Below are 25,276 nucleotides of genomic sequence, written 5' to 3'. Positions count from 1 at the left end.
GGCGCGACCGACCCATCGTCGTCTTATCCGAGGGGTGCGTCGACGGACGCTGAGAGCCGGGAAGCCGGCAACCCTTTGAACCTGATCCGGGTTGCGCCGGCGGAGGGACGGGATCATCCAGACCGAACCATACGCCCCAGCGTCGCCCCTGTTCCGAGGAGCGCGCCATGAACGTCCAGACCAAGCCTGCCAGTGTCACGACCGGCCCGATCGCCGGCTCGCGCAAGGTGTTTACCTCGCCCGAGGGGCGGCCCGACATCGCCGTGCCGTTCCGCGAGGTCGACCTGCACCCCAGCGCGGGGGAAGCGCCGTTCCGGCTCTATGACACGTCGGGGCCGTTCACCGACCCGCATTTCAGTCTCGATCTCGACAACGGGCTGCCGCTGGTGCGCGGCGCCTGGATCGAGCGGCGCGGATTCGATGCCGTGGCCGGCCGGGCGGTGAAGCCGGAGGATAACGGATTCGCGGCGGCGGACCGGCTGGTGCCCCCCTGCCCCGCCGGGCGGAGCGTGTTCGCCGGCAAGGATGGTGCGCTGGTGACGCAGTATGAATACGCGCGGGCCGGGATCGTCACGGAAGAGATGATCTATGTCGCGCATCGCGAAAATCTCGGCCGGGCGAAGGCCGCCGAAGGCGCGGCGGCGCGGCGGGCGGATGGCGAGCGGTTCGGCGCGGCGATCCCCGAATTCGTGACGCCGGAATTCGTCCGCAGCGAAATCGCGGCGGGACGGGCGATCATTCCGGCGAACATCAACCACCCCGAGCTGGAGCCGGTGATCATCGGGCGCAATTTCCTCGTCAAGATCAACGCCAATATCGGCAACTCGGCGGTCACCTCGGGGGCCGCGGAAGAGGTCGAGAAGCTGGTCTGGGCGATTCGCTGGGGCGCGGATACGGTGATGGACCTCTCCACCGGGCGGAACATCCACAACATCCGCTCCTGGATCATGCGCAACTCGCCGGTGCCGATCGGCACCGTGCCGATCTACCAGGCGCTTGAGAAGGTCGGCGGTGATCCGGACAAGCTCGACTGGGAGGTGTTCCGCGACACGCTGATCGAGCAGGCCGAGCAGGGCGTGGACTATTTCACCATCCATGCCGGGGTGCGGCTCGCCCATGTGCCGCTGACGGCGAAGCGGGTGACCGGCATCGTCTCGCGCGGCGGGTCGATCATGGCGCGCTGGTGCCTCGCGCATCACCGCGAGAGCTTCCTCTACGAGAAGTTCGACGAGATCTGCGACATCATGCGCAAGTATGACGTGTCGTTCTCGCTGGGCGACGGGCTGCGGCCCGGCTCGATCGCCGATGCCAATGACGCGGCGCAGTTCGCCGAGCTGGAGACGCTGGGCGAGCTGACGAAGATCGCCTGGGCCAAGGGCTGCCAGGTGATGATCGAGGGCCCCGGCCATGTGCCGATGCACAAGATCAAGGAGAACATGGAAAAGCAGCTCGAGGTCTGCCACGAGGCGCCGTTCTATACGCTCGGGCCGCTGACCACCGACATCGCGCCGGGCTACGATCACATCACCTCGGCGATCGGGGCGGCGATGATCGGCTGGTTCGGCACCGCGATGCTCTGCTACGTCACGCCGAAGGAGCATCTCGGCCTGCCCAACCGCGACGATGTGAAGACCGGCGTCATCACCTACCGTCTTGCGGCGCACGCGGCGGATCTCGCCAAGGGGCATCCGGCGGCGAAGCTGCGCGACGACGCGGTGAGCCGGGCGCGCTTCGAGTTCCGCTGGGAGGACCAGTTCAATCTCGGCCTCGACCCGGACACGGCGCGCGCCTTCCACGACGAGACGATGCCCAAGGAGGCGCACAAGGTCGCGCATTTCTGCTCGATGTGCGGGCCGAAATTCTGCTCGATGAAGATCACCCAGGACATTCGCGACGAGGTGGCGCGCGAGGAAGGGCTCGCGCAGAAGGCGGCGGAGTTCCGCGATGGCGGCAGCCGCATCTATGTCGAGGATCAGGCGGCGGAGTGAAGCCATGAAGGTCGCCATCATCGGCGGCGGCATCATCGGGCTCGCCCTGGGCTGGCGCCTCGCGCAGCGCGGCGCCGAGACCACGGTGTTCGAGCGCGATGCAATCGGCCGCGGCGCCAGCTACGCCGCGGCCGGGATGCTCGCCGCTGGCTGCGAGGCGGAGCCGGGCGAACAGGCGCTCGGGGTGCTCAACCGCGAGTCGCTGGCGCTGTGGCCGGACTTCGCGGCGGAACTCGAGGCGGCCACCGGCATGGAGGTCGGGTTGCGGCGCGAGGGCACGATGCTGATCGCCCTCAACCGCGACGACGCGGCGAAGCTGCGCCACGACATGGAATTCCAGAAAAGCCAGGGCATCGAGCTCGAATGGCTGACGCCGGCCGAGGCGCGCGCGCGCGAGCCCTATCTCGCGCCGCAACTGGCCGGGGCGGTGTTTTCGCCAGACGACATACAGGTCGACAACCGCGCGGCGACGGCGGCGCTGGCCGAGGCGTTCCGCCGTGCGGGCGGGGTGCTGCGCGAGCGGATGCCCGTGCGGCGGATCGAGACCGATGGCAGCCGCGCCCGGGGCGTGGTGACCGCCGAGGGGGTTCACGCGGCGGATGTGGTCGTGCTGGCGGCTGGCGCCTGGTCCGCCGGGTTCGATCTGCCGGTGCCGCTGCCGCCGGTCCGCCCGATCAAGGGGCAGATGCTCTCGGTGCAGATGGACCCGGAAATCCCCCTGCTGCGCCATGTGATCTGGGCGCCGCGGGCCTATCTGGTGCCACGGCGGAGTGGCCTGCTGGTCATCGGTGCGACGGTCGAGGAACGCGGGTTCGATGGCGCAATGACGGCCGGCGGGCTTTATTCGCTGCTCGACGGCGCCTGGCGCGCCTTGCCGGGGATCGAGGAGCTCGCCGTGGTGGAAACCTGGGTCGGTTTCCGGCCCGGATCGCGCGATGACGCCCCTGTGCTCGGTCCCAGCGCCCTGCCCGGCCTGATGTTCTGCACCGGGCATCACCGCAACGGCATTCTGCTCACCCCGGTCACCGCCGCGGCGATGGCGGCGACGATCCTGGAGCAGAAGCTTGATCCGCGCATCGCCCCGTTCGGGATCGGGCGCTTCGCGCGGGTGAGGAGTGCTGCATGAATCGCGAGGAAATCCGGGTGAACGGCGCGTTCGAGCCGATTGCGGCGAGCATTGCCGCATTGCTGGAGGCGAAGGGGCTGCATGAAACCAAGGGGCTGGCGGTGGCGCTGAACGCCTCCGTGGTGCCGCGGGCGGCCTGGGCGCGCACCCGGCTGATGCCGGGCGACGAGATCGAGATCGTTCGCGCGGTCGGAGGGGGCTGAGATGAGCGCATTCGAGATCGGCGGCGTTGCTCTCGGCTCGCGCCTGTTCATGGGCAGCAGCGCCTATCCGAACCAGCAGGTGCTGCTCGACGCGCTGGAGGCGGCGGATCCGTCGCTGGTCACCGTGGCGATCAGACGAATCAGCCTCGATGCTTATGGCGGCTCGCTGCTCGATGCGCTGGGCGGACGATACCGGCTGCTGCCGAATACCGCCGGCTGCTCGACCGTGCGCGATGCGGTGCTGACCGCCGAACTCGCACGCGAGGCGCTGGAGACCGACTGGATCAAGCTTGAAATCATCGGTGACCGGGAAACCCTGTATCCGGATGCCGAACTGCTGATCGAGGCGACCGGCGCGCTGGTGAAGGCGGGGTTCACCGTGCTGCCCTATTGCACGGACGATCCGATTCTCTGCCGCAAGCTGGCGGATCTCGGGGCGGCCGCCGTGATGCCGCTGGGCTCGCCGATCGGCTCGGGGCTCGGGATCGCCAACCCCTACAATATCGAGCGGATCTGCGCGCAGAGTGCGGTGCCGGTGGTGCTTGATGCCGGGATCGGCACCGCGTCGGACGCGACGCTGGCGATGGAACTCGGCTGCGACGCCGTGCTGCTCAACACCGCGATTGCCCGGGCGCATGACCCGGTGCGGATGGCGGCGGCGATGCGGGCGGCGGTGGAAGCCGGTTTCGGCGCCCGCGCGGCGGGACGGATTCCGAAACGGCTGCGGGCCGAGGCATCGAGCCCGGAACTCGGGCTGATCGGCGCCTGAGGACAAGCGCGCCGCGCGCCGCCCCGTAGCCTGTGGCGAGCTGCGGGCATGGCCTCGTGGCCGGAAACCACGGCTCACGTATTGCCAAAGGCTGATCGATCAGATCATAGTCGCTGCCTATAAAGCGAGCTTGGACACGGGGAACACAAAATGGGTCAGAGCGCCCCCTTGACAGCTGAGGAAGATATTCGGGCCGACATGGCGAAGTCCATCCTGCCGTCGGATGACAGCGAGATCGAACTCGACGCGATGATGCGAAACGCAACACTTGCGTCGCAGTTCCTGCGCTGCATTGCCAATCCGCACCGGCTGATGGTGCTTTGCCATCTCACGCATGGCGAAGCGTCGGTCGGCCAGCTTGAGCGCGAACTGGGCATCCGCCAGGCGCATCTGTCGCAGCAGCTGGCGCGGCTGCGGCAGGACGGAATGGTAACGACGCGCCGCGATTCCCGGACGATCTACTACTCGCTCGGCAGCGAGGCGGCGCGGGAGGTTGTCGCGCTGATCTACCGGCTGTTCTGCACCGCGGAGACGGGTAGCGCGGGCGGCTGCGGCTGACGCGCGGCGTCGAGCCCCCGCACGACCCAGATTCCGGCCAGCATCGCGCCCACGAACGGCGCGATGACGAGCGGATCCAGTGCCAGCGCCGTGATGGCCGGCCCCGGACACAGGCCGGCGAGCCCCCAGCCGACGCCGAAGATCGCAGCCCCGCCGGCAAGCCGCGCGGTGATGCCGCTGCGCCGGAGCACGGGAAAGCTGCCGCCGGCGAGCGGCGCGGAAAGCCGCCGGCCGAGCGCGAAGCCCAGTGCGGCGATGATCACGCCGCCGCCCATGACGAAGGCCAGGCTTGGGTCCCAATGACCGGCGAAGTTGAGGAATCCCAGCACCTTCGCGGGATCGACCATGCGGGAGAGCAGAAGCCCGGCACCGAAGAGCAGGCCGGCGGCGAAGGCGATCAGGGGCTGGCGCATCAGAGGGCTCCGAGGTCACGGGTGAGGAAGACCACGATCACGGCGATGGCCATGAAGATGAGCGTGGCGACGATCGATCGCGGCGAGACGCGGGCCAGGCCGCAGACGCCGTGGCCGGAGGTGCAGCCGCCGCCGAGCGCGGTGCCGATGCCGACCAGCAGGCCGGCGCCGATCATCACCGGCAGGCCGGCGGCGACATGAATGGAGGGCGCGGCGCCGAGCGTGCGCGCGAGAAGGCCGGCCAGAAGCAGGCCGGAGATGAAGGCGAGCCGCCAGTCCCGCCCGGAGCGCTGGATCAGGTCGCCGGCAATGCCGGTGATGCCGGCAATGCGGCCGATGCCGAGCCAGAGCAGGGCAGCGGACGCGCCGATGAGCAGCCCGCCCGCGAGATCGGGCAGCGGGGTGAAGCGCGTGGGAAAGAGTGCGGGAAGCAGCATGAGGCGGGGTCCTCGCCGTCAGAGCGTGTTGAGCGGAATCTTGAGGTAGCGGCGGCCGTTCGGCGCCGGCTTCGGCAGATCGCCGCCGCTGATGTTCACCTGCAGCGACGGCAGGATCAGCACCGGGGCCGCGAGAGTCGCATCCCGCGCCTCGCGCATGGCGACGAACTGCTCCTCGCCGATGCCGGTGTTGATCTGCAGGTTCTTCGCCTTCTGTTCGCCGATCGTGCTTTCCCATTCCGGCTCGCGCCCGCCGGGCTGGTAGTCATGCGCGGTGAAGACGCGGGTTTCGTCCGGCAGGCTGTAGAGGCGGTGGACCGAGCGATACATCGCGTGCGCGTCCCCGCCCGGGAAATCGCAGCGGGCGGTACCGTAATCGGGCTGGAATAGCGTGTCGCCCACGAAAACGGCGTCGCCCACATGGTAGGACATGCAGGCCGGTGTGTGGCCGGGCGTGTAGATCGCCTCGGCCTCGATCGTGCCGACCGCGAAGCGCTCGCCATCGTGAAACAGGTGGTTGAACTGGCTTCCATCGGTGGGAAAGTCGGGGCCGAGGTCGAAAATGTCGGCGAAATTGGCCTGGACCGGCGCGATATGATCGCCAATGCCGATCACGCCGCCGCCCAGGTTGCGCTGCAGGTAGCGCGCGGCGGAGAGATGATCGGCATGGACGTGGGTTTCGAGAATCCAGTCTATGGTGAGGCCGCGTTCACGTACTTTTGCGATCAGCGCGTCGGCGGAGGTGGTGGAAACCCGGCCGGCTTTCGGGTCGTAATCGAGCACGGAATCGATGATCGCCGCGCGCGCGGTGGCCGGGTCGACCACGATGTAGCTGATCGTGCTCGTCGCGGGATCGAAGAACGGCAAGACTTCGGGGCGCAGGCTCATCGCTGCCTCCTTGGGATATCATATTCTGGACATCGAATATGAGAAGCCGCCCGCCCCGGTCAATAGGAGGGGACCGGGGCGGTCAGCCGATCCGGTCACATCCTCGCATATAGGGCCGCAACGCGTCCGGAACAGTGATCGAGCCGTCGGCGTTCTGGTAGTTTTCCATCACGGCGATGAGGGCGCGTCCGGTCGCAACGCCGGAGCCGTTCAGGGTGTGGACGAAATCCGGCTTCGCCGGCTTCGGGCCGGTCTGCGGCGGGCGGTAGCGGGCGTTCATGCGGCGGGCCTGAAAGGCGCGGCAGTTCGAGCAGGAGGAGATTTCGCGATAGGCCCCCTGCCCCGGCAGCCATACCTCGAGATCGTAGGTCTTGGCCGAGGAGAAGCCGGTGTCGCCGGCGCAGAGCAGCATGCGGCGATAGGGCAGGCCCAGGCGTTCCAGCACGGATTCGGCGCAGCTTGTCATCCGCTCGTGCTCGTCGGCGCTGGCCTCCGGCGTGGTGAGCGAGACGAGCTCGACCTTCCAGAACTGGTGCTGGCGCAGCATTCCGCGGGTGTCGCGCCCGGCTGAGCCGGCCTCGGAGCGGAAGGACGGGGTCAGCGCCGTCATGCGCAGCGGCAGGCTGGCGGCATCGAGGATCTCTCCGGCGGCGAGGTTGGTCAGCGGCACCTCGGCGGTGGGGATCAGCCAGCGACCGTCGGTGGTGCGGAAGAGGTCCTCGGCGAATTTGGGAAGCTGGCCGGTGCCATACATCGTCGCGTCGTTGACGAGCAGCGGCGGCGAAACCTCGGTATAGCCGTGCTCGTTCACATGCAGGTCGAGCATGAACTGGCCGAGGGCGCGCTCGAGCCGGGCGAGATCGCCGCGCAGCACGGTGAACCGGGCGCCGGCGAGCTTGGCCGCGCCGGCGAAATCCATCAGGCCGAGGGCTTCGCCAAGTTCGAAATGCTGCCTTGCCTCGAAATCGAATGAGGGCGGTGCGCCGACCCGTTTTTGCTCCACATTGGCGGTTTCGTCGGGGCCATCGGGGACGTCGGCATCGAGGACGTTGGGCAGGACGGCAAGCAGCTCGTCCAGCTTGCGTGCCGATTCGGCAAGCCAGGCGTTGGCGGTCTCGATCGACTGGCGCAGGGCCGTGCCTTCGGCTTCGAGGGCCGTGGTATCCTCGCCGGCGCGCTTGGCCTGGCCGATCGCGCGGGCGAGTTCGTTGCGGCGCGTTTCGTGGCCCTGAAGCTCGGTCTGTGCGCGGCGGCGCTCTTCATCGAGAGCGCGGATCGGTGCTGCCGCGCCCTCGTCCGCCCCTTCCGGCCCGGCAAGTCCTCGTCGGCGCATCGCAGCACCAAAGGCCGCGGCGTCGTCGCGAATGGCTTTCAGGTCATGCATTCTCGGAAACCTCGGCTTTCGGCTCGACCATCTTCACCGCGAAGATCGACAGTTCGAACAGGGCGATCAGCGGCAGCGCGAGGCCGGTCATGGTGAAGACGTCCGGCGGGGTCAGGATCGCCGCGACGATGAAGCAGCCGACATAGGCATAGCGGCGGTATTTCTTCAGCGCCGCCGCGTTGACGATGCCGACCCGGCCGAGCAGCGTCAGCAGTACCGGCAGTTCGAAGCAGATGCCGAAGGCGAAGATCAGCTTCATCACCAGGTTGAGATAGTCCGAGACGCGCGGCAGCACGTTGATCTGGAAATTCGCGTTGTGCGGGTTCGTCTGAAAACTCAGGAAAAACTTCCAGGCATTTGGAAATATGACATAATATGCCAACGCTCCGCCGGCGAAGAACAGCACCGGCGTGGCGATCAGGAAGGGCAGCAGCGCGCGTTTTTCCGATCGGTAGAGGCCGGGCGCGATGAACAGCCAGATCTGCGTGGCGATGACCGGGAAGGAGATGAAGGCGGCGGCGAAGATCGCGACCTTCACATAGGTGAAGAACGCCTCGTAGAGCGCCGTGTAGACGAGTTCCGGCTTCTGCCCGCGCTCCTTGAGGATGTTGACGAGCGGCTGGGCGAGGAAGTGATAGATCGGCTGCGCGTAGTAGTACGACACGAGGAAGGCGGCGAGGAAGGCGAGGCCCGACCAGAGCAGGCGGCGGCGCAGCTCGGCCAGATGGTCGAGCAGCGGCATTTCCTTGTCGTTGATCGGGTCCGCGTCCTGCGGCGTTTCGGTCTCATCGGATGTCATGCGGCGGGCCTACCAGAGTCGCGTGCCGGGGGGAATGAAGGCGGGCACCGGTCGGGCGCGCACCGCGTCGGGCGGAATGAAAGCGGGCATATCCGGCGGGAATTCGTCATCCGCCGCCCCCTCGATCACGGTGTCGGCGGCCGAGGGAACGCCATAGGTTTCGCCCTCCGCCGGATCGAAGCTGCTGCGAATGGTGCCATCGGGGTCGACATGGCGCTCGATCGTGCTGCCGAGATCGAAATTGCGGAGATTGCGCAGATCATTGCCGATATCGGCGAGATCGGCCTCGCGCATGAGTTCCTGAACATGACCCTGGAACTCGCTGGCAAGGCCGCGCATCTTGCGCAGCGCCGCAGTCGCCGTGCGGATGGCCACCGGCAGGTCCTTGGGCCCGATGACGACGAGCGCCACCATCAATATCACGCCAATTTCTGGCCAGGAAAATCCGAGCATGTCCGTCCGCTTAAACCGGCCTCTCTGCTAGCAGTCCTGCGCCCGAGGTCAAGGATCGGCGGGGGCCGGACCGGCCGGCTCGACCAGAAGATCGCTGCGCTTGGGCAGGTCGCGCAGCGATTTGAGGCCGAACTGGACCAGGAAATGCGGCGTCGTGGCCCAGAGCGCCGGGCGGCCGGGGGCTTCGCGATGGCCGGCGGGGGTCACGAGATCGGCTTCAAGCAGTGCATCAAGCGCCGATTGCGAGAGGCTGACGCCGCGGATCTCCTCGATCTCGGCGCGGGTGACGGGCTGGTGATAGGCGATGACGGCGAGCGTCTCCATCGCCGCGCGCGGCAGGCGGCGGGGGATTTCCACGACCCGGCGCAGCGCCGGCGCGAGATCCGGGGCGGTGCGGAACATCATCCCCTGCCCCGCCTCGACCAGTTCGATTCCACCACCCTCGTGGCGGGCGCGGAGGGAGGCCAGCAACGCGTCGAGATCCTCGCCTTCGGGCAACAGGGTGGCGAGGGTGCGCATCGGCACCGGGTCGCGGCTGGCGAAGATCACCGCCTCGATCAGCCGTTCGGCGTGCGGGCGGGCGCTGGGCGGTTCGGTGTCATTCATGGTCGGGTTCGGGCTCCGGGCCGGGACGGATCTGGATGGGGCCGAAAGGCAGCTCCTGGCGGAGCGCGAGCTGGCCGTCGCGGGCGAGTTCGAGCCCGGCGAGCAGCGTGCTGGAAAGGGCGGCGCGGCGGGCGAGCGGCGGTTCGGGCGAATCGGGCAGTTCGGGCGGCAGGAAGCCGGCGAGGTCGGTCCAGTCCCGCGTTGCGCCGAGCAGCCGGGTCAGGCGCTCCAGCGCCTGCTGCACCGACCAGAAATTCATCGGCTTCGGCCGGTATTGCCGCTTCGCGCCGGACCGGCGGCGGGCGGCGAGATAGGCCGTCAGCAGCGAGGTGAGGTCGACGCGCAGCCGCGAGCGGTCGATCTCGGTGAAATCCTCGGGCGCGCCGCGGGGAAAGACGTCGTGGCCGAGTTGCGGCCGCGCGCCGAGCCAGGCGGCACCCTCGCGGATGGCCTCCAGCGCCTGGAGCCGGGCGGCCAGCACGTCGGCGGCGATCTCGCCCTCTTCGGCGGCGGTCTCGTCCTCGGGCAGCAGCAGGCGGGATTTCAGCCAGGCGAGCCAGGCGGCCATGACCAGCCAGTCCGCCGCGAGTTCCAGCCGCACCCGCCGCGCGCCCTCGACGATCGCGAGATATTGCTCGACGAGGGCGAGGATCGAGACATTGGCGAGATCGACCTTCTGGCTGCGGGCCAGTTCCAGCAACAGGTCGAGCGGTCCCTCGAACCCCTCGAAGCGGACGATGAAGGCTTCGACGGGTTCGGAGCGCGGCGCGGCGTCAGAATCCGGCATTGACGCCAGCAAGGTGGAGGAACCAGGCGGCGACGCGCGGCACCCAGAGGCCGAGCGCGTCCGATACCGGGTTGAAGCGGATGCCGAACTGGCCGAGCAGCGCGGGCAGGATGAAGATCACCGAAAGGATGAGCAGGATGCCGAGCCGCTCGACGCGGGCGAGCATTCTGGCGGCGGGTAGCGGCAGCAGGCCGACGGCGATCCGCCCGCCGTCGAAGGGGGGCAGCGGCAACAGGTTGAACAGGCCGAGCACGATGTTGAAGAGCAGGAAATAGAGCAGGAAATCGCCAAGGACCGGCACATTCCCGAAGCCGGCGATGGCGAAGGCGGCGGCGAGGGCGAGGACGAAATTCGACAGCGGGCCGGCGGCGGCAACGATCGCCATGCCGCGCCGCGGATCGCGGAACCCGGTCGGGTCCACCGGCACCGGCTTCGCCCAGCCGAACATGAAGTCGATCCGTCCGATCGTCAGAAGCTGGCTGGCGATGAGAAACAGCGGCAGGATCACCGTGCCGAACCGGTCGACATGGCGCAGCGGATTGAACGAGAGCCGCCCGGCGCGCTGGGCCGTGCGGTCACCCAGGGCCAGCGCGGCGTAGCCATGCGCGAGTTCATGCAGCACGATCGCCGGGATTGCCGCGAGCACGCTGATCACCACCGAAAGGATGGGGTTATGGGTCATGGAATCGCCGTCTGCTTGAGGCGGGGGATCAGCGCTACGTCGAGATCGGGCACGGCTTCGAGCACCGCGCGGTTGGCCGCAGGCTCTCCGGGGCAGTAGAGGGCGAGGTCGCAGCCGGCGGCAAGGGCGCGCAGGGCGCGGGAGGCCGGCGTGCCGTCGAGCGCGCCCATCGCGAGGTCGTCGCTGACCAGAATGCCCCGGAAGCCGATCCGCCCGCGGATCACCTCCTCGATGATCCGGCGCGAGAAGGTCGCGGGATGGGCGGGGTCGAGCGCCTCGTAGAGGATATGCGCGGTCATGCCCCAGGGCAGGTCGCGATTCGCCGCGAAGGGCGCGAAATCGGCATCGAGCGCGGTTGCGGTGACGCGTGGCAGGCCGTGATGGCTGTCGAGCCCGGCGCGGCCGTGGCCGGGCATGTGCTTCATCACCGGCACGATGCCCTGGAACATCAGGCCCCAGGCGATGTCCGCCCCCAGCGCGCCGACCACGGCGGGGTCGGCGGCGATCGCCCGGTCGCCGATCACGTCATGCGCACCCGGAACCGGGACGTCGAGCACCGGGGCGGCGACAACGTCGAACCCCGCGTCGCGGGCCATCGCGCCGATCGCGGCGCCATGGGCGCGGGCGGCGTTGCGGGCGGCGTCGGGGTCCGTCGCGAACAAGGCGCCGAGATGGGCGGCGGGCGGCAGTTCGGGCCAGTGCGGCGCGCGCAGCCGGGCGACGCGGCCGCCTTCCTGGTCGACCATCAGCACCGCCTCTTTCGGCAGGCTCTCGCGCAGCGCGGCGACGAGATCGCGGAGCTGCGCCGGGTCGGCGATGTTGCGGCCGAACAGGATCACGCCCGCCGGCGGATGCTCGGCGAACAGCGCACGTTCCTCCGGCGCGAGGGTGGGGCCGGCGATGCCGAGTATGGCGGCCTTCATGGACGGTGTCTCACTTCGGCGGGACGTAGCAGGCGACGTGGCGGGTCTTCAGCCGGTCGCAGAACGCGGCGGCGGCGGCGGCGCTGGCGAAGCCGCCAAGGCGCAGCCGGTAGAAGGTCTGCCCGTTCACCGTGCCCGGCACAACGACGGGGGTGCGCCCGGCCAGCAGGTCGGGCACGCGGGCAAGCAGGATCTGCCAAGCCTCATTGGCTTTCGCCATCGAGACGAGGGCGCCGAGCTGGATGTCATGCGGTCCGGCACTCGCGGCTTGCGTGGGCGGGATGATCGTGGGCATGGCCTTGCCGACCTGCGGGTTGGGCGCGGCGGCTGCGGCCGTGGCTGGCGTCGTGGCCGGTGCCGCCGGCGCGGCCGAGGCAGAGGCGGAGGCCGATGCGCCGGATGCCAGGGCTGCTGCGGATGGCGGCAGCACGGGCGGCGGCGGCAGGGTTGTCACCGGGCCCGCACCGGGCGGTTGGGTCTGCACGGCGGCGGCTGTGGGCATCTTCGGGGCCAGCTTCGGCTTGGGCTGCGCCGAGTTCGCCTCGGCGGCGAGCTTGGAGAAATCCGGCTGGGGCGGCGGCGGTGCGAGCCGGGGCGGCCCCGAGGCCGTGGTGCCGGACATGATCTGCTCGTTAGCCCCAGGCACCTGCAGGCCGCCGGGATTGGCGGGTGCCGTGCGCATCGGCCCCGGCGGCGGCTTGATCACCGGCGGCGGACCGAGGCGCGGATGCACACCGCCCCAGATCAGCGCGACAAGGACGATCGCCCCCGCGAACCCGCCGGCGATGAGCGCGATCCGGCGCATTTCCGGATCGAACCCGCGCGTGGGCGGACGCCGCACGGCATAGGGCGGAATGTCGATCTCGTCGTCGTAATCCTGTCGGTCCATCATCTCTCCGGGCAGCCGGCGCCGCTCAGCGCATCTCCTCGACCGGGGCGACCCCCATCACCGCAAGGCCGGAGCGGATGACCACCGCGGTCGCCGCCACCAGCGCGAGCCGCGCCCGGCTGGCTTCGACGGCATCGGCCTGGATGAACCGCAGCGTGGCATCGGCGCGGCCGGCATTCCACAGCGCATGGAAGTCGCCCGCCAGATCATACAGGAAAAATCCGATTCGGTGCGGCTCGCGCGCCTGGGCGGCGGATTCGACGAGGCGTGGCCAGGCGGCGAGGCGGCGGACCAGCGCCAGTTCCTCGGGCGCGGTCAGGCTGGCGAGCGCGGCCTCCGCGAGGGCGGCATCGGCGGTGTCGCCGAGTTCGGGCATCTCGGCCGCGGCGCGCAGCACCGAGCGGCAGCGGGCATGGGCATACTGCACGTAGAAGACCGGGTTTTCCCGTGTCTGCGCCACCGCGGCATCGAGGTCGAATTCCATCTGCGCGTCGGACTTGCGCATCAGCATGATGAAGCGGACGACATCCGGCCCGACCGCGTCGATAAGGTCGCGCAGCTCGATATAGGTGCCGGCGCGTTTCGACATGCGCATTGGCGTGCCGTCCTTCATCACGCGGACGATCTGGCACAGCACGATGTCGAGCGAGGCGTCGCGCCCGGCGGCGAGCGCCTTCACCGCCGCCTGCATCCGCTTGACGTAGCCGCCATGATCGGCGCCCCAGACATCGATCATCGTGTCGAAGCCGCGGGCCATCTTGTCGGCGTGGTTGGCGATGTCGTTGAAGAAATAGGTGTTCGAGCCGTCCGACTTGCGAACCGGGCGGTCGACATCGTCGCCGAAGCCGGTGGCGCGGAACAGCGTCTGCTCGCGGGGTTCCCAGTCCTCCGGCGTCTTGCCCTTGGGCGGCTCCAGCACGCCTTCATAGAGCAGGTCCTGGCCGCGCAGGATCGCCTCGGCGCGCTCGACGCCGCCCGCGGCGATCAGCGCCGCCTCGCTGGTGAAGACGTCCTGGCGGACGTTGAGGGCGGCGAGATCCTCGCGGATCAGCGCCATCATCGACTCGATCGCGTGGCGGCGGACCGTGTCGAGCCAGGCCTCGGCGGGGGCGATGGATAGACCCGGGCCCGCGAGCGCGTCGCCATGGGCGGCGACAAGCGCCTCGGCCACCGGGATCAGGTAATCACCCGGATATTGCAGGCCGGTCGGCGTGGCCGCCGCGAAATCCTGCTCGGTGAGCTGCGTGCCGAGGGCCTGCAAATAGCGCCAGTAGACCGACCAGGCGAGTGCGGTGACCTGCGCGCCGGCATCATTGATGTAGTATTCGCGGGTCACGTCATACCCGGCCTTGGCCAGCAGCGAGGCCAGCGCGTCGCCCACCACGGCGCCGCGGCAATGGCCGACGGTGAGCGGGCCGGTCGGGTTGGCGGAGACGTATTCGACATTGACCCGCCGCCCCTGCCCCATCGCGCTCGCGCCGAAGGCTTCGCCGGCGCGCAGGATGGCGGCGATCTCGGCGTGCCAGACCGGATCGGCCAGAGTGAGGTTGACGAAGCCCGGCCCGGCCGGCTCGGCCTTCGCGATATCCGGCAGGGCCGAAAGTGCTGCGGCGAGGGCGGTGGCGATCTCGCGCGGCGGACGGCCGAGCGGCTTGGCGGCGATCAGCGCGGCATTGGTCGCCATGTCGCCATGCGCTGCCTCTCGTGTCGGCGATACCTCGATCCGCGCCTGCACTTCCGCATCGAGGGCCGGGAACAGGCGCGCCATTTCGGCGAGGATCAGCCGGCGCAGGGCAGTGAAGATGTTGTGGGACATGCGGAAACCTCAGGCGGGAGAATGGGGGTCGGTCAGGCGGCGATGCTCGTCGAGCGCGGCGCGGTCGGTCATGCCGGCGATATAGTCGCGCACCGCCTCGGCCGCCGTCATGCTGCGCGGCGCGCCGGCGGCGTTGCGCCAGTCATCGGGCAGCAGGTCCGGCCGGGCGAGCAGCAGGCGGGCCATGTCGCGCACCACCAGCTCGACCTTGTGGGTCATGCGGTTGACGCGCCATTGGCGATACATCCGCGCGTAGAGGAAGCGGCGGATTTCGGCATTCTCCGCGGCAAGCTCCGGCGCGAAGCCGATCACCGCGTCCGGGCAGGCGCGCACGGCATCGGAATCGGCGGGCGCGAGGGCAGCCAGCCGGCGGCGGCTCTCGGCCAGCGCGCCGCTGACCAGTACGCCGATCATCTGCCGCACGGCATGGGCGCGGATGCGGACTGGATCGGCCGTCAGAGCGCGAGCCTCCGCCAGGGTGGCACCGATGATCGGCACGGCGGCGAGATCGTCCGGCGTGAACAGGCCGGCGCGCAGCCCGTCGTCGATGTCGTGGGCATGATAGGCGATGTCGTCCGCAAGGGCGGCGACCTGCGCCTCGGCCGAGGCCTGGCGGGCGAGATCGAGCGGATATGCGGCATCGAAGGCGGCGATATAGGCGGGTGGCGCGGTCAGCGGGCCGTTATGCTTGGCCAGCCCCTCCAGCGATTCCCAGGTGAGGTTCAGCCCGTCGAACCCGGCATAGCGGCGTTCCAGCAGGGTGACGGTGCGCAGGCTCTGGGCGTTGTGGTCGAAGCCGCCATGCTCGCCGAGCGCATCGTTCAGCCCGGCCTCGCCGGCATGGCCGAAGGGCGGGTGGCCGAGATCGTGCGCGAGGGCGAGGGTTTCGGTCAGATCCTCGTCGAGCCCGAGGCCACGGGCGATGCTGCGGGCGATCTGCGCCACTTCGAGGCTGTGGGTCAGCCGGGTGCGGTAGAAGTCGCCCTCGTGGATCACGAAGACCTGGGTCTTGTATTGCAATGTGCGGAAGGCGGCCGAATGGAGCACACGGTCGCGGTCGCGCGCGAAGGGGGAACGGGTCGCGCTTTCGGGCTCGGGATGCTGGCGGCCGCGCGAGGCCTCGGCGCGGGCAGCGTAGGGGGCGAGTGACATGGCCCCGGCTTACTAGGAGAGCGCAGGCTTGTCCAAGCGACGCTGGCGATCCGGCGGATGAGCGCTTATATTCAGCCTCATGAGCGAGACGATGGACCGGTTCCGGATCAGTGAGGCGGCGGCGGCGCGGATCGCCGCCATCGTGGCGGCGGAAAGCCCCGACGCGGCCCTGCGGGTCGAGGTTCTGGCGGGCGGCTGCAACGGGTTTCAATACAGGTTCGACCTCACCCGCGAGATGGCGGCCGATGACGTGGTGTTCGAGCGTGGCGGCGCGAAAGTGGTCGTCGATCCTGCGAGCCTCGACCTGCTGGACGGCGCCGAACTCGATTTCAAGGACACGCTGATGGGTGCCTATTTCGCCGTGGGCAACCCGAACGCGACCTCGTCCTGCGGCTGCGGCTCGTCCTTCTCGGTCGACTGAGCGCGGCGTGCGAATCGCGACCTGGAACGTCAATTCGGCACGCACGCGGGCCGGGCTGATCGCGGATTTTCTCAAGCGCGAGCAGCCCGATCTGCTGCTGCTGCAGGAAATCAAGTGCGAGACTCAGCAGTTTCCGGCTGCCGCCTTCGAGGCGGAGGGATACCGCGCCGAGGTCGTCGGGCAGAAGGCGTATAACGGCGTCGCGGTGCTCTCGCGCGGGGCGGTGACGGTGACCCACCGGCGCCTGCCCGGCGAGGAGGAAGACGCGGCGGCGCGGTTCATCGAGATCGAGGCCGGCGGCCTGCTGGTTGGCAATCTCTACCTGCCGAACGGCAATTCCGGCGGCGGCGACGGCTTCGCGGCCAAGCTCGACTGGATGGAGAAGCTGCGCCGGCATGCCGCCTCGCTGCTGGAGCATGACCGCGACTTCATCCTGGCCGGTGATTACAATGTCTGCCCCACCGATGCGGATCTGGCCAAAGGCGCGCTGCCGGCGGATGACGCGCTGGTGCGGCCGGAAAGCCGGGCGGCGTTCCGCGCGCTGATCTGGCTCGGCCTGACCGATGCGCTGAGGGCGCTCCATCCGGATGAAACGCTCTATACGTTCTGGGACTATCAGGCCGGCGCCTGGCAGCGCGACCGGGGGCTGCGAATCGACCATGCGTTGCTCTCGCCGCGCGTGGCGGAGCGGCTCGACACGGTGCGCGTCGCACGCGAGGAGCGGGACAAGCCGCAGCCTTCCGACCATGTGCCGGTGATTGTTTCGCTCCGCGATTAGAGCACGTTCCGATCCATCCGGATCGGATGTCGTGCTCTATCTTGTTGATTATCAGAGCATCTTTATCCGATCAGATGACTCCATCTGATCGGATGTTGCTCTAGGCGGCGAGGCTTCGGGCAACGGCCTCGGCGGCGCGGATGCCATCGACCCCCGCCGAGAGAATGCCACCGGCATAGCCCGCACCCTCGCCGGCGGGGAACAGACCGCGCGTGTTCAGGCTCTGCCCATCCGCCCCGCGGGTGATGCGGATCGGTGCCGAGGTGCGGGTTTCGATACCTGTCAGCACCGCATCCTCGCGATCGAAGCCCTTGATTTTCTGCCCGAATGCCGGCAGTGCCTCGCGGATCGCCTCGATGGCGTAGTCCGGGAGTGACTGCGAGAGATCGGTGAGGGTGACGCCGGGGCGGTAGGACGGGATCACGGCGCCGAAATCCGTCGAGGCGCGGCCGGCGAGAAAATCACCGACCAGTTGTCCGGGCGCGTTGTAGTTCGACCCGCCCGCCACATAGGCCGCTTCTTCGAGGCGGCGCTGCAGTTCGACGCCGGCCAGAACGTCGCCCGGAAAATCCTCCGGCGATATCCCGACCACGATCCCGGCATTGGCATTGCGCTCGTTGCGCGAATACTGGCTCATGCCGTTGGTGACCACGCGGCCCGGCTCGGACGTGGCGGCGACCACGGTGCCGCCGGGGCACATGCAGAAGCTGTAGGCGCTGCGGCCGTTCCGCGCGTGATGCACCAGCTTGTAGTCGGCGGCGCCGAGCAGCTTGTGGCCGGCATGATCGCCGTAGCGGGCGCGATCGATCATCGATTGCGGATGCTCGATGCGGAACCCGATGGCGAAGGGCTTCTTGTCGAGATGCACGCCGCGGTCGCGCAGCATGGTGAAGGTGTCGCGAGAGGAATGGCCGATGGCGAGAATGACGTGGTCGGTCTCTATCGTCTCGCCGGAGTCCAGCACCACGCCGCGGACCTGCCGGGCTGCGCCGGTGGTGTCGATGGCAAGGTCGGTCACCCTGGCGCCGAAGCGGTATTCCCCGCCGAGCCGCTCGATCGTCGCGCGCATGGTCTCGACCATGCCGACGAGGCGGAAGGTGCCGATATGCGGATGCGCGACGTAGAGGATTTCCTCCGGCGCACCGGCGGCGACGAATTCGGTCAGCACCTTGCGGCCGAGATGGTTGGGATCGCTGATCTGGCTGTAGAGCTTGCCGTCGGAGAACGTCCCTGCCCCGCCCTCGCCGAACTGGACGTTGGATTCGGGCGTCAGCACGCCGCGCCGCCAGAGCGCCCAGGTATCCTTCGTGCGCTCGCGCACCACCTTGCCGCGTTCCAGGATCAGCGGGCGCAGCCCTGCCTGGGCGAGGATGAGGGCGGCGAAGAGGCCGCAGGGGCCGGTGCCGACGACGACGGGCCGGCGCGCCGGCGGAGGGGAGTCCGGAAACCGGTAGGTCATGTCCGGCGTCGGGCCGACATGGCGGCTCGCAGCATGGCGGGCGAGAAGCCCCGCCTCGTCCTCCGCCTCGACATCGATCGTGTAGGTGAGGACGATCGCGGCCTTGCGGCGGGCATCGACGGCGCGGCGGAAGACGGTGAAGCCCCGCAGCGCGGCCTCGCCAATGCCGAGGCGGGCGAGCACCGCATCGCGCAGGGCGTCGGGGGTGTGGTCAAGCGGCAGACGGATTTCGGTCAGGCGGATCATGGCAGCGCTCTCATACCCCGATCGGCGCTCGCTTGCCATGCGATCCGCGATTGGCCACAAGGCGCGCATGGCTCCTCCCCTGCTCAACCTGCAAGACATAAGGCTCTCGCTCGGCGGCGCGCCGCTGCTCGACGGGGCGGAAATCGGCATTGCCGCGGGCGAGCGGATCTGCCTCGTCGGGCGGAACGGATCGGGCAAGTCCACCCTGCTGAAGATCGCGGCGGGGCTCGCCGAGGCCGATTCCGGCACGCGGTTCCTGCAGCCTGGCGCCACCCTGCGCTACCTGCCGCAGGAGCCGGACCTCACCCGCTTCCCGACCGTGCTCGATTACGTGTTCGACGGTCTCGATCCGGAAGTGGACGGGCACCACGCCCGTGCCTGCCTCGACCGGCTTGGGCTGACCGGCGCCGAGAGTACCGCCCGCCTCTCCGGCGGCGAGGCGCGGCGGGCCGCGCTGGCCAAGGTGCTGGCGCCGGAGCCCGATGTGCTGCTGCTCGACGAGCCGACGAACCATCTCGACCTGCCGGCGATCGAATGGCTGGAGGCCGAGTTGAAGGCCTCGCGCGCCGGCATCGTGCTGATCAGCCATGACCGGCGGCTGCTGGAGACGGTGACGCGCAGCATCGTCTGGCTCGATCGCGGCCGCACCAGCCGGATCGATCGCGGCTTCTCGCATTTCGAAGCCTGGCGCGACGAGGTGTTCGAGCAGGAGGAGCGTGACGCGCAGAAGCTCTCCCGCGCCATCGCGCGCGAGGAGGACTGGATGCGCTATGGCGTGACGGCGCGGCGCAAGCGCAATGTCCGCCGCGTTGCCGAACTCGCCGCCCTGCGCGCGCGCAAGCGCGAGGAGCGACGCGAGGCGCGGGAGATGAACGTGACGACAAGTGCCGCCGCACTCTCCGGCAAGATCGTCGTCGATGCCGAGCACGTCTCGAAAACATTCGGCGAGCGCTGCGTGATCCGCGACCTGACGCTACGGGTACTGCGTGGCGACCGGCTTGGCATCGTCGGGCCGAACGGTGCCGGCAAGACCACCCTGCTGCGGCTGCTGACCGGGCAGATCGAGCCGGACTCAGGCACGATCACCCAGGGCACCAACCTTGCCGTGGCGACCCTTGACCAGCAGCGCGCCGCCCTCGACCCGGCCCGCACCCTCGCCGACACGCTGACCGGAGGGGGGAGCGACATGGTCGAGGTCGGCGGGCAGTTTCGCCATGTCGTCGGCTACATGAAGGATTTCCTGTTCCGCCCCGAACAGGCGCGCACGCCGGTCGGCACGCTGTCGGGCGGCGAGCGTGGCCGGCTGCTGCTGGCCTGCGCGATGGCACGGCCGTCGAACCTGCTGATCCTCGACGAACCGACCAACGATCTCGATCTCGAAACGCTCGACATCCTGCAGGATATGCTGTCGGACTATGCCGGCACGGTGCTGCTGGTCAGCCATGACCGCGACTTTCTCGACCGCATCGCGACCTCCACGCTCGCGGCGGAGGGCGACGGGCGATGGGTGGAGTATGCCGGCGGCTATGCGGACATGCTGGCCCAGCGCGGCCCGCGCGAGACGCGCGAGGCAGGGCCGCGCAAGCCGGCCGCGCCGCCGCCGAAACCCAGGGCCGCGGCCTCGGCGTTCTCCTTCCGCGACCGTCACCGGCTCAAGGAACTCGAAAGCGAGATGGAAACGCTTCAGGCCGGCATCGCCCGGCACGAGGCCCGCCTCGCCGACCCCGATTTCTTCACCCGCGATGCCGATGGGTTCCGCAAGGCCAGTGAAACGGTAGGCGGACTCCAGGAGCGGCTCGCCGCGCTCGAGGCCGAATGGCTCGACCTCGAACTCAGGCGCGAGACGGCGGATGAGGGGAAAACCTCATCGTGATGCTGCGCGCGATGACCAGCACGATGATGACGACGACCAGCGTGATGATGTCTTCCGCCGAGAATTTCTGGCCGTAGAGCTTGATCAGCACCTCACGGAGGGAAAAGACGATCGTCACGTCGAGCAGCGTCGACAGCCGGATGCGCCTCGTGCGGGCATAATCCATGAAGGTGTTGAACAGCTCGATGAGGATGACGACGTCGAGAATCTGCTCCACCAGCACCCGCAGGGTGAAGGTGTCCATCGTCTGTGGCCGGAAATCCGGAAAGAGATGGATCGTGCTGGCAACCGCCTCGAGAAAGGCGAAGGCGAGGGCGACGAGCATCAGCGGGATGACGCCGAGGATCACCGCGTCCACCGCGATGTCGTAGCCGCGGAAGACGAGGCCGCGCCAGCGTCCGCGCGGCCTCTCGGTTCCGTCAGACGCCACGGGCCGCCATCGTCGCGACGATTTCGTCAACCGCCTCGCCGGCTTCGGGAATCACCCGGCCCATCGTCAGGAAGCCGTGGATCTGCCCCGGAAAGCGCCGCAGCGTGACCGCAACGCCGCGTTCCGCGAGCCGCCGCGCATAGGCCTCGCCCTCGTCGCGCAGCGGATCGAAGCCGGCGGTGATGACCAGGGCCGGCGGCAGCCCGTCATGCCGCGCAGCGCGCATCGGCGAGGCGCGCCAGTCCGCCTTGTCATCCGCCGAGCGCAGGTAGTGGGCGCGGAAATAGGTCATCATCGACTTCGTCAGCATGTAGTTCTCGGCGAAGGCCTCGTGACTTTCGGTCGAGCCGAGCATGTCGGTCGAGGGATAGACCAGCGCCTGCATCGCGATGGCGGGGCCGGCATTGTCGCGCGCGTCGATCGCGACGACGGCGGCGAGGTTGCCGCCCGCGCTGTCGCCGCCGACGGCGAGGCGCTTCGCATCGATGCCGAGTTCATCGGCGTGTTTGGCGACCCAGGCGGTGGCGTCGATCGCATCCTCGACGGCGGCGGGGAATTTGTGCTCGGGGCCGAGCCGGTAATCGATGGAAATGACCACCGCGCGGCTGCGCTGCGCGATCTGCCGGCAGACGACATCATGCGTGTCGCGATCACCGATCACCCAGCCACCACCATGGAAATAGACGAGACAGCCGCGCGCCGCTTCATCATCCCCATCGCGATAAAGGCGAAGCGGAATGGCGCCGTTGCGGCCCTGGGCGTCAAGATCGCGCACATGCGTGATCGCTGGCGGCTGCGGCGAAAGGGCGCCGCGCGCCTGCAGATAACCGATCCGCGCTTCGGCCGGGCTCAGCTGGTCGGCCGGCGGGCGGCCCGCGGCACGGATGAGTTCAAGCGCTGTGGCGGCGCTACTGTCGAGTTCTGCCATCGACGGAGTCTCCCCTTGTTGTTCAGCCATCCACGAGATGGCCATCGCGCAGCATGACCACGCGATCCATGCGCGCGGCAAGATCGGGGTTGTGGGTGGCGATCAGCGCCGCGATGTTTTCGTGCCGCACTACCCGCAGCAATTCGGCAAACACGAGATCGGCGGTGGCGACGTCGAGATTGCCGGTCGGTTCGTCGGCGAGCAGGAGCTTCGGCGCGTTCGCCATGGCGCGCGCGATGGCAACGCGCTGACGCTCGCCGCCCGAGAGCTTGCCGGGCAGATGATGCGCGCGCGCGGCGAGGCCGAACGCATCGAGCAGATGGGCGGCGCGGGCCTCGGCATCCTTGCGGGTGCTTCCGGCGATGAGCTGCGGCAGGGCTGCGTTTTCCAGTGCCGTGAATTCGGCCAGCAGATGATGTGCCTGGTAGACGAAGCCGATTTCATTAAGGCGCAGCGTGGTCTTTTCGGAATCTGAAAGGCGCGCGGTATCGATCCCGCCGATGCGGATGGTGCCGCCATCCGGCTTTTCGAGAAGCCCGGCGAGATGGAGCAGGGTGGATTTGCCGGAACCGGAGGGGGCGACCAGCGCGACGATCTCGCCGCTGCGCAGCGGGAGATCGGCGCCGCGCAGGATGTGCAGATCCTCGCCCTCGCTGTGAAAGGTGCGAACAACACCTTCGAGTTTCAGAACCTCACTCATGGCGCAGCGCCTCCACCGGATCGGTTCGCGCCGCCCGCCAGCTTGGATAGAGCGTGGCGACGAAGGACAGGCCGATGGCGATCACCACGACCTCGATCACCTGGCTCCAGACCAGCTTCGCCGGCAGGGATTCAAGGTAATAGACCGTGGGGTTGAAGAGCTGCGTGCCGGTCAGCCCCTGCACGAACTGCCGGATCTGCTCGATATGCGCGCAGAAGACGACGCCGAGGCCGAAGCCCGCGATCGTGCCGATCACGCCGACCGAGGCGCCGACCATGAAGAAGATCCGCATGATCGAGCCCGAGGTCGCCCCCATCGTGCGCAGGATGGCGATATCGGCGGTCTTGTCCTTCACCATCATGATCATCGAGGACACCACGTTGAACACGGCAACGACGATGATCAGCGTGAGGATCAGGAACATCACGTTCCGCTCGACATTGACCGCCGCGAAGAAGGCGTTGTTGCTGTCCTGCCAGTCCACCACGTTGACTGGCGCGCTGCCCATCGCCTTCGGGATGGCCGCCTTGATCGGGCCGGTATTGTCGGGGTTTTTCACGAAAAGCTGGATCTGCGTCGCGGCATCCTTTGCGCGGAACAGCGTCTGCGCCGAGGTGAGCGGCAGGAACACGAAGCTCGAATCGTATTGCGCCATGCCGGTGCGGAAGATCGCGCTGACATGAAAGCTCTGGATGCGCGGAATGGTGCCGATGATGGTGGCATCGCCCTGCGGCAGCACGAGGGTGATGGTGCCGCCGAGCGAAATGCCGAGCTGGCTGGCCACGCCGGCGCCGACCGCGATGTTGCGGCCGGTGAAATCCTTCAGTGAGCCGGCGACGATATGCCGCGAAACGGTCCGCAGCTTCGCCAGCCCGTCCGGCTGGATGCCCCGCGCCACCCCGCCGATCGCGCCGCCATGCGGCCCGGTCATCAGCACCTCGCCCTGCACGATCGGGATGGCGCTGATCACGCCCGGGATCTTTTCGAGCCGCCCGGCCGCGGCGTCGTATTGGGTGATGTTGTGGCCGGCGCCGTAGACACCGATATCGCCGTTGAGGCCGAGGATCTGCGCCAGCAATTCCTGGCGGAATCCGTTCATCACGCTCATCACGATGATCAGCGTCGCCACCCCGAGGGCGATGCCGACCAGCGAGAAGATGGCGATGATCGAGACGAACCGCTCACCCTTGCGGGCGCGCAGGTAACGGAAGGCGACCCGGCGCTCGAAGGCGGAGAACATCAGACGCGCACTTTCGCGAGTGCCGACTCGATGTCGAGTTCGGCGCGCTCGCCGGTGCGGCGGTGCTTGAGCTCGACCTGGCCCTTCGCCGCGCCGCGCGGGCCGACGATGACCTGCCAAGGATGGCCCATCAGGTCGGCATCGGCGAATTTCTCGCCGGCGCGGGCCTCGCGGTCGTCATAGAGCGCATCGCGGCCGAGGGCGTCGTAGATCCGCTCGCACAGCGCGTCGGTCACCTGATCGCCCTGGCGGAGGTTGAGGATCGAGGCACGGAACGGCGCGATCGCGTCGGGCCAGATGATCCCCGCTTCGTCATGGCTCGCCTCGATGATCGCGCCGGTCAACCGCGAGACGCCGATGCCGTAGCTGCCCATTTCGGGGTGCAGGCGCGCACCGTCCGGCCCGACCACGGTGAAATTCATCGCCTGGCTGTATTTGGTGCCGAAATAGAAGATCTGGCCGACCTCGATCCCCCTGCCCTCGCGGCGGCGATCCTCGGGCACCTTCGCCCAGGCGGCCTCGTCGTGCTTCTCGTCGGTCGCGGCGTAAAGCGAGGTCATGCGGTCGAAAAACGCGTCGAGATCGGCGCGGGCCTCGTAGTCGTAGGCATCGTCGCCGAGCTCGATCGTCTCGAAGCTCGAATCGTAGAACACGCCGCTCTCGCCGGTCGGCGCCAGAATGTGGAATTCGTGCGAGAGATTGCCGCCGATCGGGCCGGTATCGGCGCGCATCGGCACCGCGCGCACGCCCATGCGCTTGAAGGTGCGCATATAGGCCAGCATCATCCGCCGATAGCTTTCGACCGCGCCTTCATAGTCGAGATCGAAGCTGTAGCCGTCCTTCATGTAGAATTCGCGGCCGCGCAGCACGCCGAAGCGCGGGCGGACCTCGTCGCGGAATTTCCACTGGATCTGGTAGAGCATCTGCGGCAGGTCGCGGTAGGACTGCACCGAATCGCGCATGATCGCGGTGAGCATTTCCTCGTTGGTCGGGCCGTAGAGCATCTCGCGATCATGACGGTCGCGGATGCGCAGCATTTCCGGGCCATAAGCGTCGTAGCGCCCGCTTTCGCGCCATAGCTCGGCGGACTGGATCGTCGGCATCAGGATTTCCTGGGAGCCGGCGCGCGCCTGCTCCTCGCGGACGATATTGGCGATGTTGTGCAGCACCCGCAGCCCCGCCGGCAGCCAGGCGTAGATTCCGGCCGATTGCTGGCGGATCAGCCCGGCGCGCAGCATCAGCCGGTGCGAGACGATCTGCGCTTCGGCGGGCGTTTCCTTGAGGGTGGGAATGAGCGAGCGGGAAAGGCGCATGATGGGTCCTGATCG

General features: G+C 68.5%; 27 protein-coding genes and 1 riboswitch. Of the genes, 8 read left to right on the top strand and 19 right to left on the bottom strand.

Annotated elements, in window-relative coordinates; genetic code table 11:
• Positions 1 to 20: 20 nt before the first annotated feature.
• Positions 21 to 125, top strand: a riboswitch (TPP riboswitch).
• A gap of 42 nt (positions 126 to 167) precedes the next feature.
• The 5 genes from thiC (at position 168) to ACRY_RS07255 (ending at position 4,644) form a co-directional block, all read left to right on the top strand.
• Positions 168 to 1,988 carry a phosphomethylpyrimidine synthase ThiC gene (thiC, locus tag ACRY_RS07275; RefSeq protein ID WP_007421392.1) on the top strand — a complete coding sequence of 607 codons (1,821 nt, stop codon included), beginning with the start codon at positions 168 to 170 and terminating at the stop codon, positions 1,986 to 1,988.
• Positions 1,989 to 1,992: 4 nt separating this feature from the next.
• Positions 1,993 to 3,114, top strand: coding sequence for a glycine oxidase ThiO (thiO, locus tag ACRY_RS07270; protein WP_007421391.1), 1,122 nt, complete (start codon positions 1,993 to 1,995; stop codon positions 3,112 to 3,114).
• Positions 3,111 to 3,317, top strand: a complete 207-nt coding sequence (gene thiS / locus ACRY_RS07265) for a sulfur carrier protein ThiS (RefSeq protein ID WP_007421390.1) — start codon at positions 3,111 to 3,113, stop codon at positions 3,315 to 3,317. The genes thiO and thiS overlap by 4 nt, the downstream gene beginning before the upstream one ends.
• Position 3,318: 1 nt before the next feature.
• Positions 3,319 to 4,086, top strand: coding sequence for a thiazole synthase (locus ACRY_RS07260; RefSeq protein WP_007421389.1), 768 nt, complete (start codon positions 3,319 to 3,321; stop codon positions 4,084 to 4,086).
• A gap of 198 nt (positions 4,087 to 4,284) precedes the next feature.
• Positions 4,285 to 4,644: an ArsR/SmtB family transcription factor gene (locus tag ACRY_RS07255; RefSeq protein WP_231295369.1), complete on the top strand. Its 360-nt coding sequence runs from the start codon at positions 4,285 to 4,287 to the stop codon at positions 4,642 to 4,644.
• On the opposite strand, the gene ACRY_RS07250 is transcribed toward ACRY_RS07255, so the two are convergent.
• The 13 genes from ACRY_RS07250 to ACRY_RS07190 all read right to left on the bottom strand — a co-directional run bounded on the left by ACRY_RS07250 (position 4,593) and on the right by ACRY_RS07190 (position 15,873).
• Positions 4,593 to 5,057, bottom strand: a complete 465-nt coding sequence (locus ACRY_RS07250) for a DUF6691 family protein (protein WP_007421388.1) — start codon at positions 5,055 to 5,057, stop codon at positions 4,593 to 4,595. The two genes, ACRY_RS07255 and ACRY_RS07250, sit on opposite strands and share 52 nt — an antisense overlap.
• Positions 5,057 to 5,494, bottom strand: coding sequence for a YeeE/YedE family protein (locus ACRY_RS07245; protein WP_007421387.1), 438 nt, complete (start codon positions 5,492 to 5,494; stop codon positions 5,057 to 5,059). Before ACRY_RS07245 ends, ACRY_RS07250 begins: the two co-directional genes overlap by 1 nt.
• Before the next feature lie 18 nt (positions 5,495 to 5,512).
• Complete coding sequence (locus ACRY_RS07240) at positions 5,513 to 6,382, bottom strand: MBL fold metallo-hydrolase (RefSeq protein ID WP_007421386.1); 870 nt, start codon at positions 6,380 to 6,382, stop codon at positions 5,513 to 5,515.
• An 82-nt stretch (positions 6,383 to 6,464) separates the two neighbouring features.
• Positions 6,465 to 7,766: a serine--tRNA ligase gene (serS, locus tag ACRY_RS07235; protein ID WP_007421385.1), complete on the bottom strand. Its 1,302-nt coding sequence runs from the start codon at positions 7,764 to 7,766 to the stop codon at positions 6,465 to 6,467.
• Positions 7,759 to 8,565, bottom strand: coding sequence for a twin-arginine translocase subunit TatC (gene tatC, locus ACRY_RS07230; protein ID WP_007421384.1), 807 nt, complete (start codon positions 8,563 to 8,565; stop codon positions 7,759 to 7,761). Before tatC ends, serS begins: the two co-directional genes overlap by 8 nt.
• Before the next feature lie 9 nt (positions 8,566 to 8,574).
• On the bottom strand, positions 8,575 to 9,018 hold the full coding sequence (gene tatB / locus ACRY_RS07225) for a Sec-independent protein translocase protein TatB (RefSeq protein WP_007421383.1): 444 nt from the start codon (positions 9,016 to 9,018) through the stop codon (positions 8,575 to 8,577).
• Positions 9,019 to 9,066: 48 nt separating this feature from the next.
• Entirely contained in the window at positions 9,067 to 9,624 is a 558-nt protein-coding gene (gene scpB / locus ACRY_RS07220) for an SMC-Scp complex subunit ScpB (protein WP_011941888.1), read from the bottom strand.
• Positions 9,617 to 10,411 (bottom strand): segregation and condensation protein A, encoded by a 795-nt coding sequence (locus ACRY_RS07215; RefSeq protein WP_007421381.1) that lies wholly within the window; start codon positions 10,409 to 10,411, stop codon positions 9,617 to 9,619. The genes scpB and ACRY_RS07215 overlap by 8 nt, the downstream gene beginning before the upstream one ends.
• Positions 10,398 to 11,093 (bottom strand): site-2 protease family protein, encoded by a 696-nt coding sequence (locus ACRY_RS07210; RefSeq protein WP_007421380.1) that lies wholly within the window; start codon positions 11,091 to 11,093, stop codon positions 10,398 to 10,400. The genes ACRY_RS07215 and ACRY_RS07210 overlap by 14 nt, the downstream gene beginning before the upstream one ends.
• Positions 11,090 to 12,016: a beta-N-acetylhexosaminidase gene (gene nagZ / locus ACRY_RS07205; RefSeq protein WP_011941887.1), complete on the bottom strand. Its 927-nt coding sequence runs from the start codon at positions 12,014 to 12,016 to the stop codon at positions 11,090 to 11,092. The genes ACRY_RS07210 and nagZ overlap by 4 nt, the downstream gene beginning before the upstream one ends.
• A 10-nt stretch (positions 12,017 to 12,026) precedes the next feature.
• Positions 12,027 to 12,905 (bottom strand): SPOR domain-containing protein, encoded by an 879-nt coding sequence (locus ACRY_RS07200; protein WP_011941886.1) that lies wholly within the window; start codon positions 12,903 to 12,905, stop codon positions 12,027 to 12,029.
• A gap of 25 nt (positions 12,906 to 12,930) precedes the next feature.
• Entirely contained in the window at positions 12,931 to 14,721 is a 1,791-nt protein-coding gene (locus ACRY_RS07195) for an arginine--tRNA ligase (RefSeq protein WP_011941885.1), read from the bottom strand.
• Between the two features lie 9 nt (positions 14,722 to 14,730).
• Complete coding sequence (locus tag ACRY_RS07190) at positions 14,731 to 15,873, bottom strand: deoxyguanosinetriphosphate triphosphohydrolase (protein ID WP_007422648.1); 1,143 nt, start codon at positions 15,871 to 15,873, stop codon at positions 14,731 to 14,733.
• Positions 15,874 to 15,952: 79 nt separating this feature from the next.
• Between ACRY_RS07190 and ACRY_RS07185 the strand changes: the two genes are divergently transcribed.
• Together ACRY_RS07185 and ACRY_RS07180 are read left to right on the top strand one after the other, a co-directional pair.
• Positions 15,953 to 16,294 carry a HesB/IscA family protein gene (locus tag ACRY_RS07185; RefSeq protein ID WP_013639697.1) on the top strand — a complete coding sequence of 114 codons (342 nt, stop codon included), beginning with the start codon at positions 15,953 to 15,955 and terminating at the stop codon, positions 16,292 to 16,294.
• A 7-nt stretch (positions 16,295 to 16,301) separates the two neighbouring features.
• Positions 16,302 to 17,072: an exodeoxyribonuclease III gene (locus tag ACRY_RS07180; RefSeq protein ID WP_007422650.1), complete on the top strand. Its 771-nt coding sequence runs from the start codon at positions 16,302 to 16,304 to the stop codon at positions 17,070 to 17,072.
• A 100-nt stretch (positions 17,073 to 17,172) separates the two neighbouring features.
• Here ACRY_RS07180 and ACRY_RS07175 read toward each other — a convergent pair whose 3' ends face one another.
• Entirely contained in the window at positions 17,173 to 18,777 is a 1,605-nt protein-coding gene (locus ACRY_RS07175; RefSeq protein ID WP_007422651.1) for an NAD(P)/FAD-dependent oxidoreductase, read from the bottom strand.
• Positions 18,778 to 18,844: 67 nt separating this feature from the next.
• Here ACRY_RS07175 and ACRY_RS07170 point away from each other — a divergent pair, with 67 nt between their 5' ends.
• On the top strand, positions 18,845 to 20,650 hold the full coding sequence (locus ACRY_RS07170; RefSeq protein ID WP_011941884.1) for an ABC-F family ATP-binding cassette domain-containing protein: 1,806 nt from the start codon (positions 18,845 to 18,847) through the stop codon (positions 20,648 to 20,650).
• Here ACRY_RS07170 and ACRY_RS07165 read toward each other — a convergent pair.
• From ACRY_RS07165 to proS, 5 genes are read right to left on the bottom strand one after another with little or no spacing between them, the layout of a single operon-like run.
• On the bottom strand, positions 20,610 to 21,080 hold the full coding sequence (locus ACRY_RS07165; protein ID WP_007422393.1) for a phosphate-starvation-inducible PsiE family protein: 471 nt from the start codon (positions 21,078 to 21,080) through the stop codon (positions 20,610 to 20,612). The two genes, ACRY_RS07170 and ACRY_RS07165, sit on opposite strands and share 41 nt — an antisense overlap.
• Entirely contained in the window at positions 21,070 to 22,008 is a 939-nt protein-coding gene (locus ACRY_RS07160) for an alpha/beta hydrolase (protein WP_011941883.1), read from the bottom strand. Before ACRY_RS07160 ends, ACRY_RS07165 begins: the two co-directional genes overlap by 11 nt.
• Before the next feature lie 22 nt (positions 22,009 to 22,030).
• The gene (locus tag ACRY_RS07155; RefSeq protein ID WP_011941882.1) at positions 22,031 to 22,708 is read right to left on the bottom strand and encodes an ABC transporter ATP-binding protein; all 678 of its coding nucleotides are present in this window, start codon (positions 22,706 to 22,708) and stop codon (positions 22,031 to 22,033) included.
• Positions 22,701 to 23,948 carry a lipoprotein-releasing ABC transporter permease subunit gene (locus tag ACRY_RS07150; protein WP_011941881.1) on the bottom strand — a complete coding sequence of 416 codons (1,248 nt, stop codon included), beginning with the start codon at positions 23,946 to 23,948 and terminating at the stop codon, positions 22,701 to 22,703. Before ACRY_RS07150 ends, ACRY_RS07155 begins: the two co-directional genes overlap by 8 nt.
• Positions 23,948 to 25,261, bottom strand: a complete 1,314-nt coding sequence (gene proS / locus ACRY_RS07145; protein ID WP_007422397.1) for a proline--tRNA ligase — start codon at positions 25,259 to 25,261, stop codon at positions 23,948 to 23,950. The genes ACRY_RS07150 and proS overlap by 1 nt, the downstream gene beginning before the upstream one ends.
• Positions 25,262 to 25,276 lie beyond the last annotated feature (15 nt).

Source organism: Acidiphilium cryptum JF-5 (assembly GCF_000016725.1).
GTDB lineage: Bacteria > Pseudomonadota > Alphaproteobacteria > Acetobacterales > Acetobacteraceae > Acidiphilium > Acidiphilium multivorum.
This window is presented reverse-complemented; position numbering and strand designations above follow the sequence as displayed.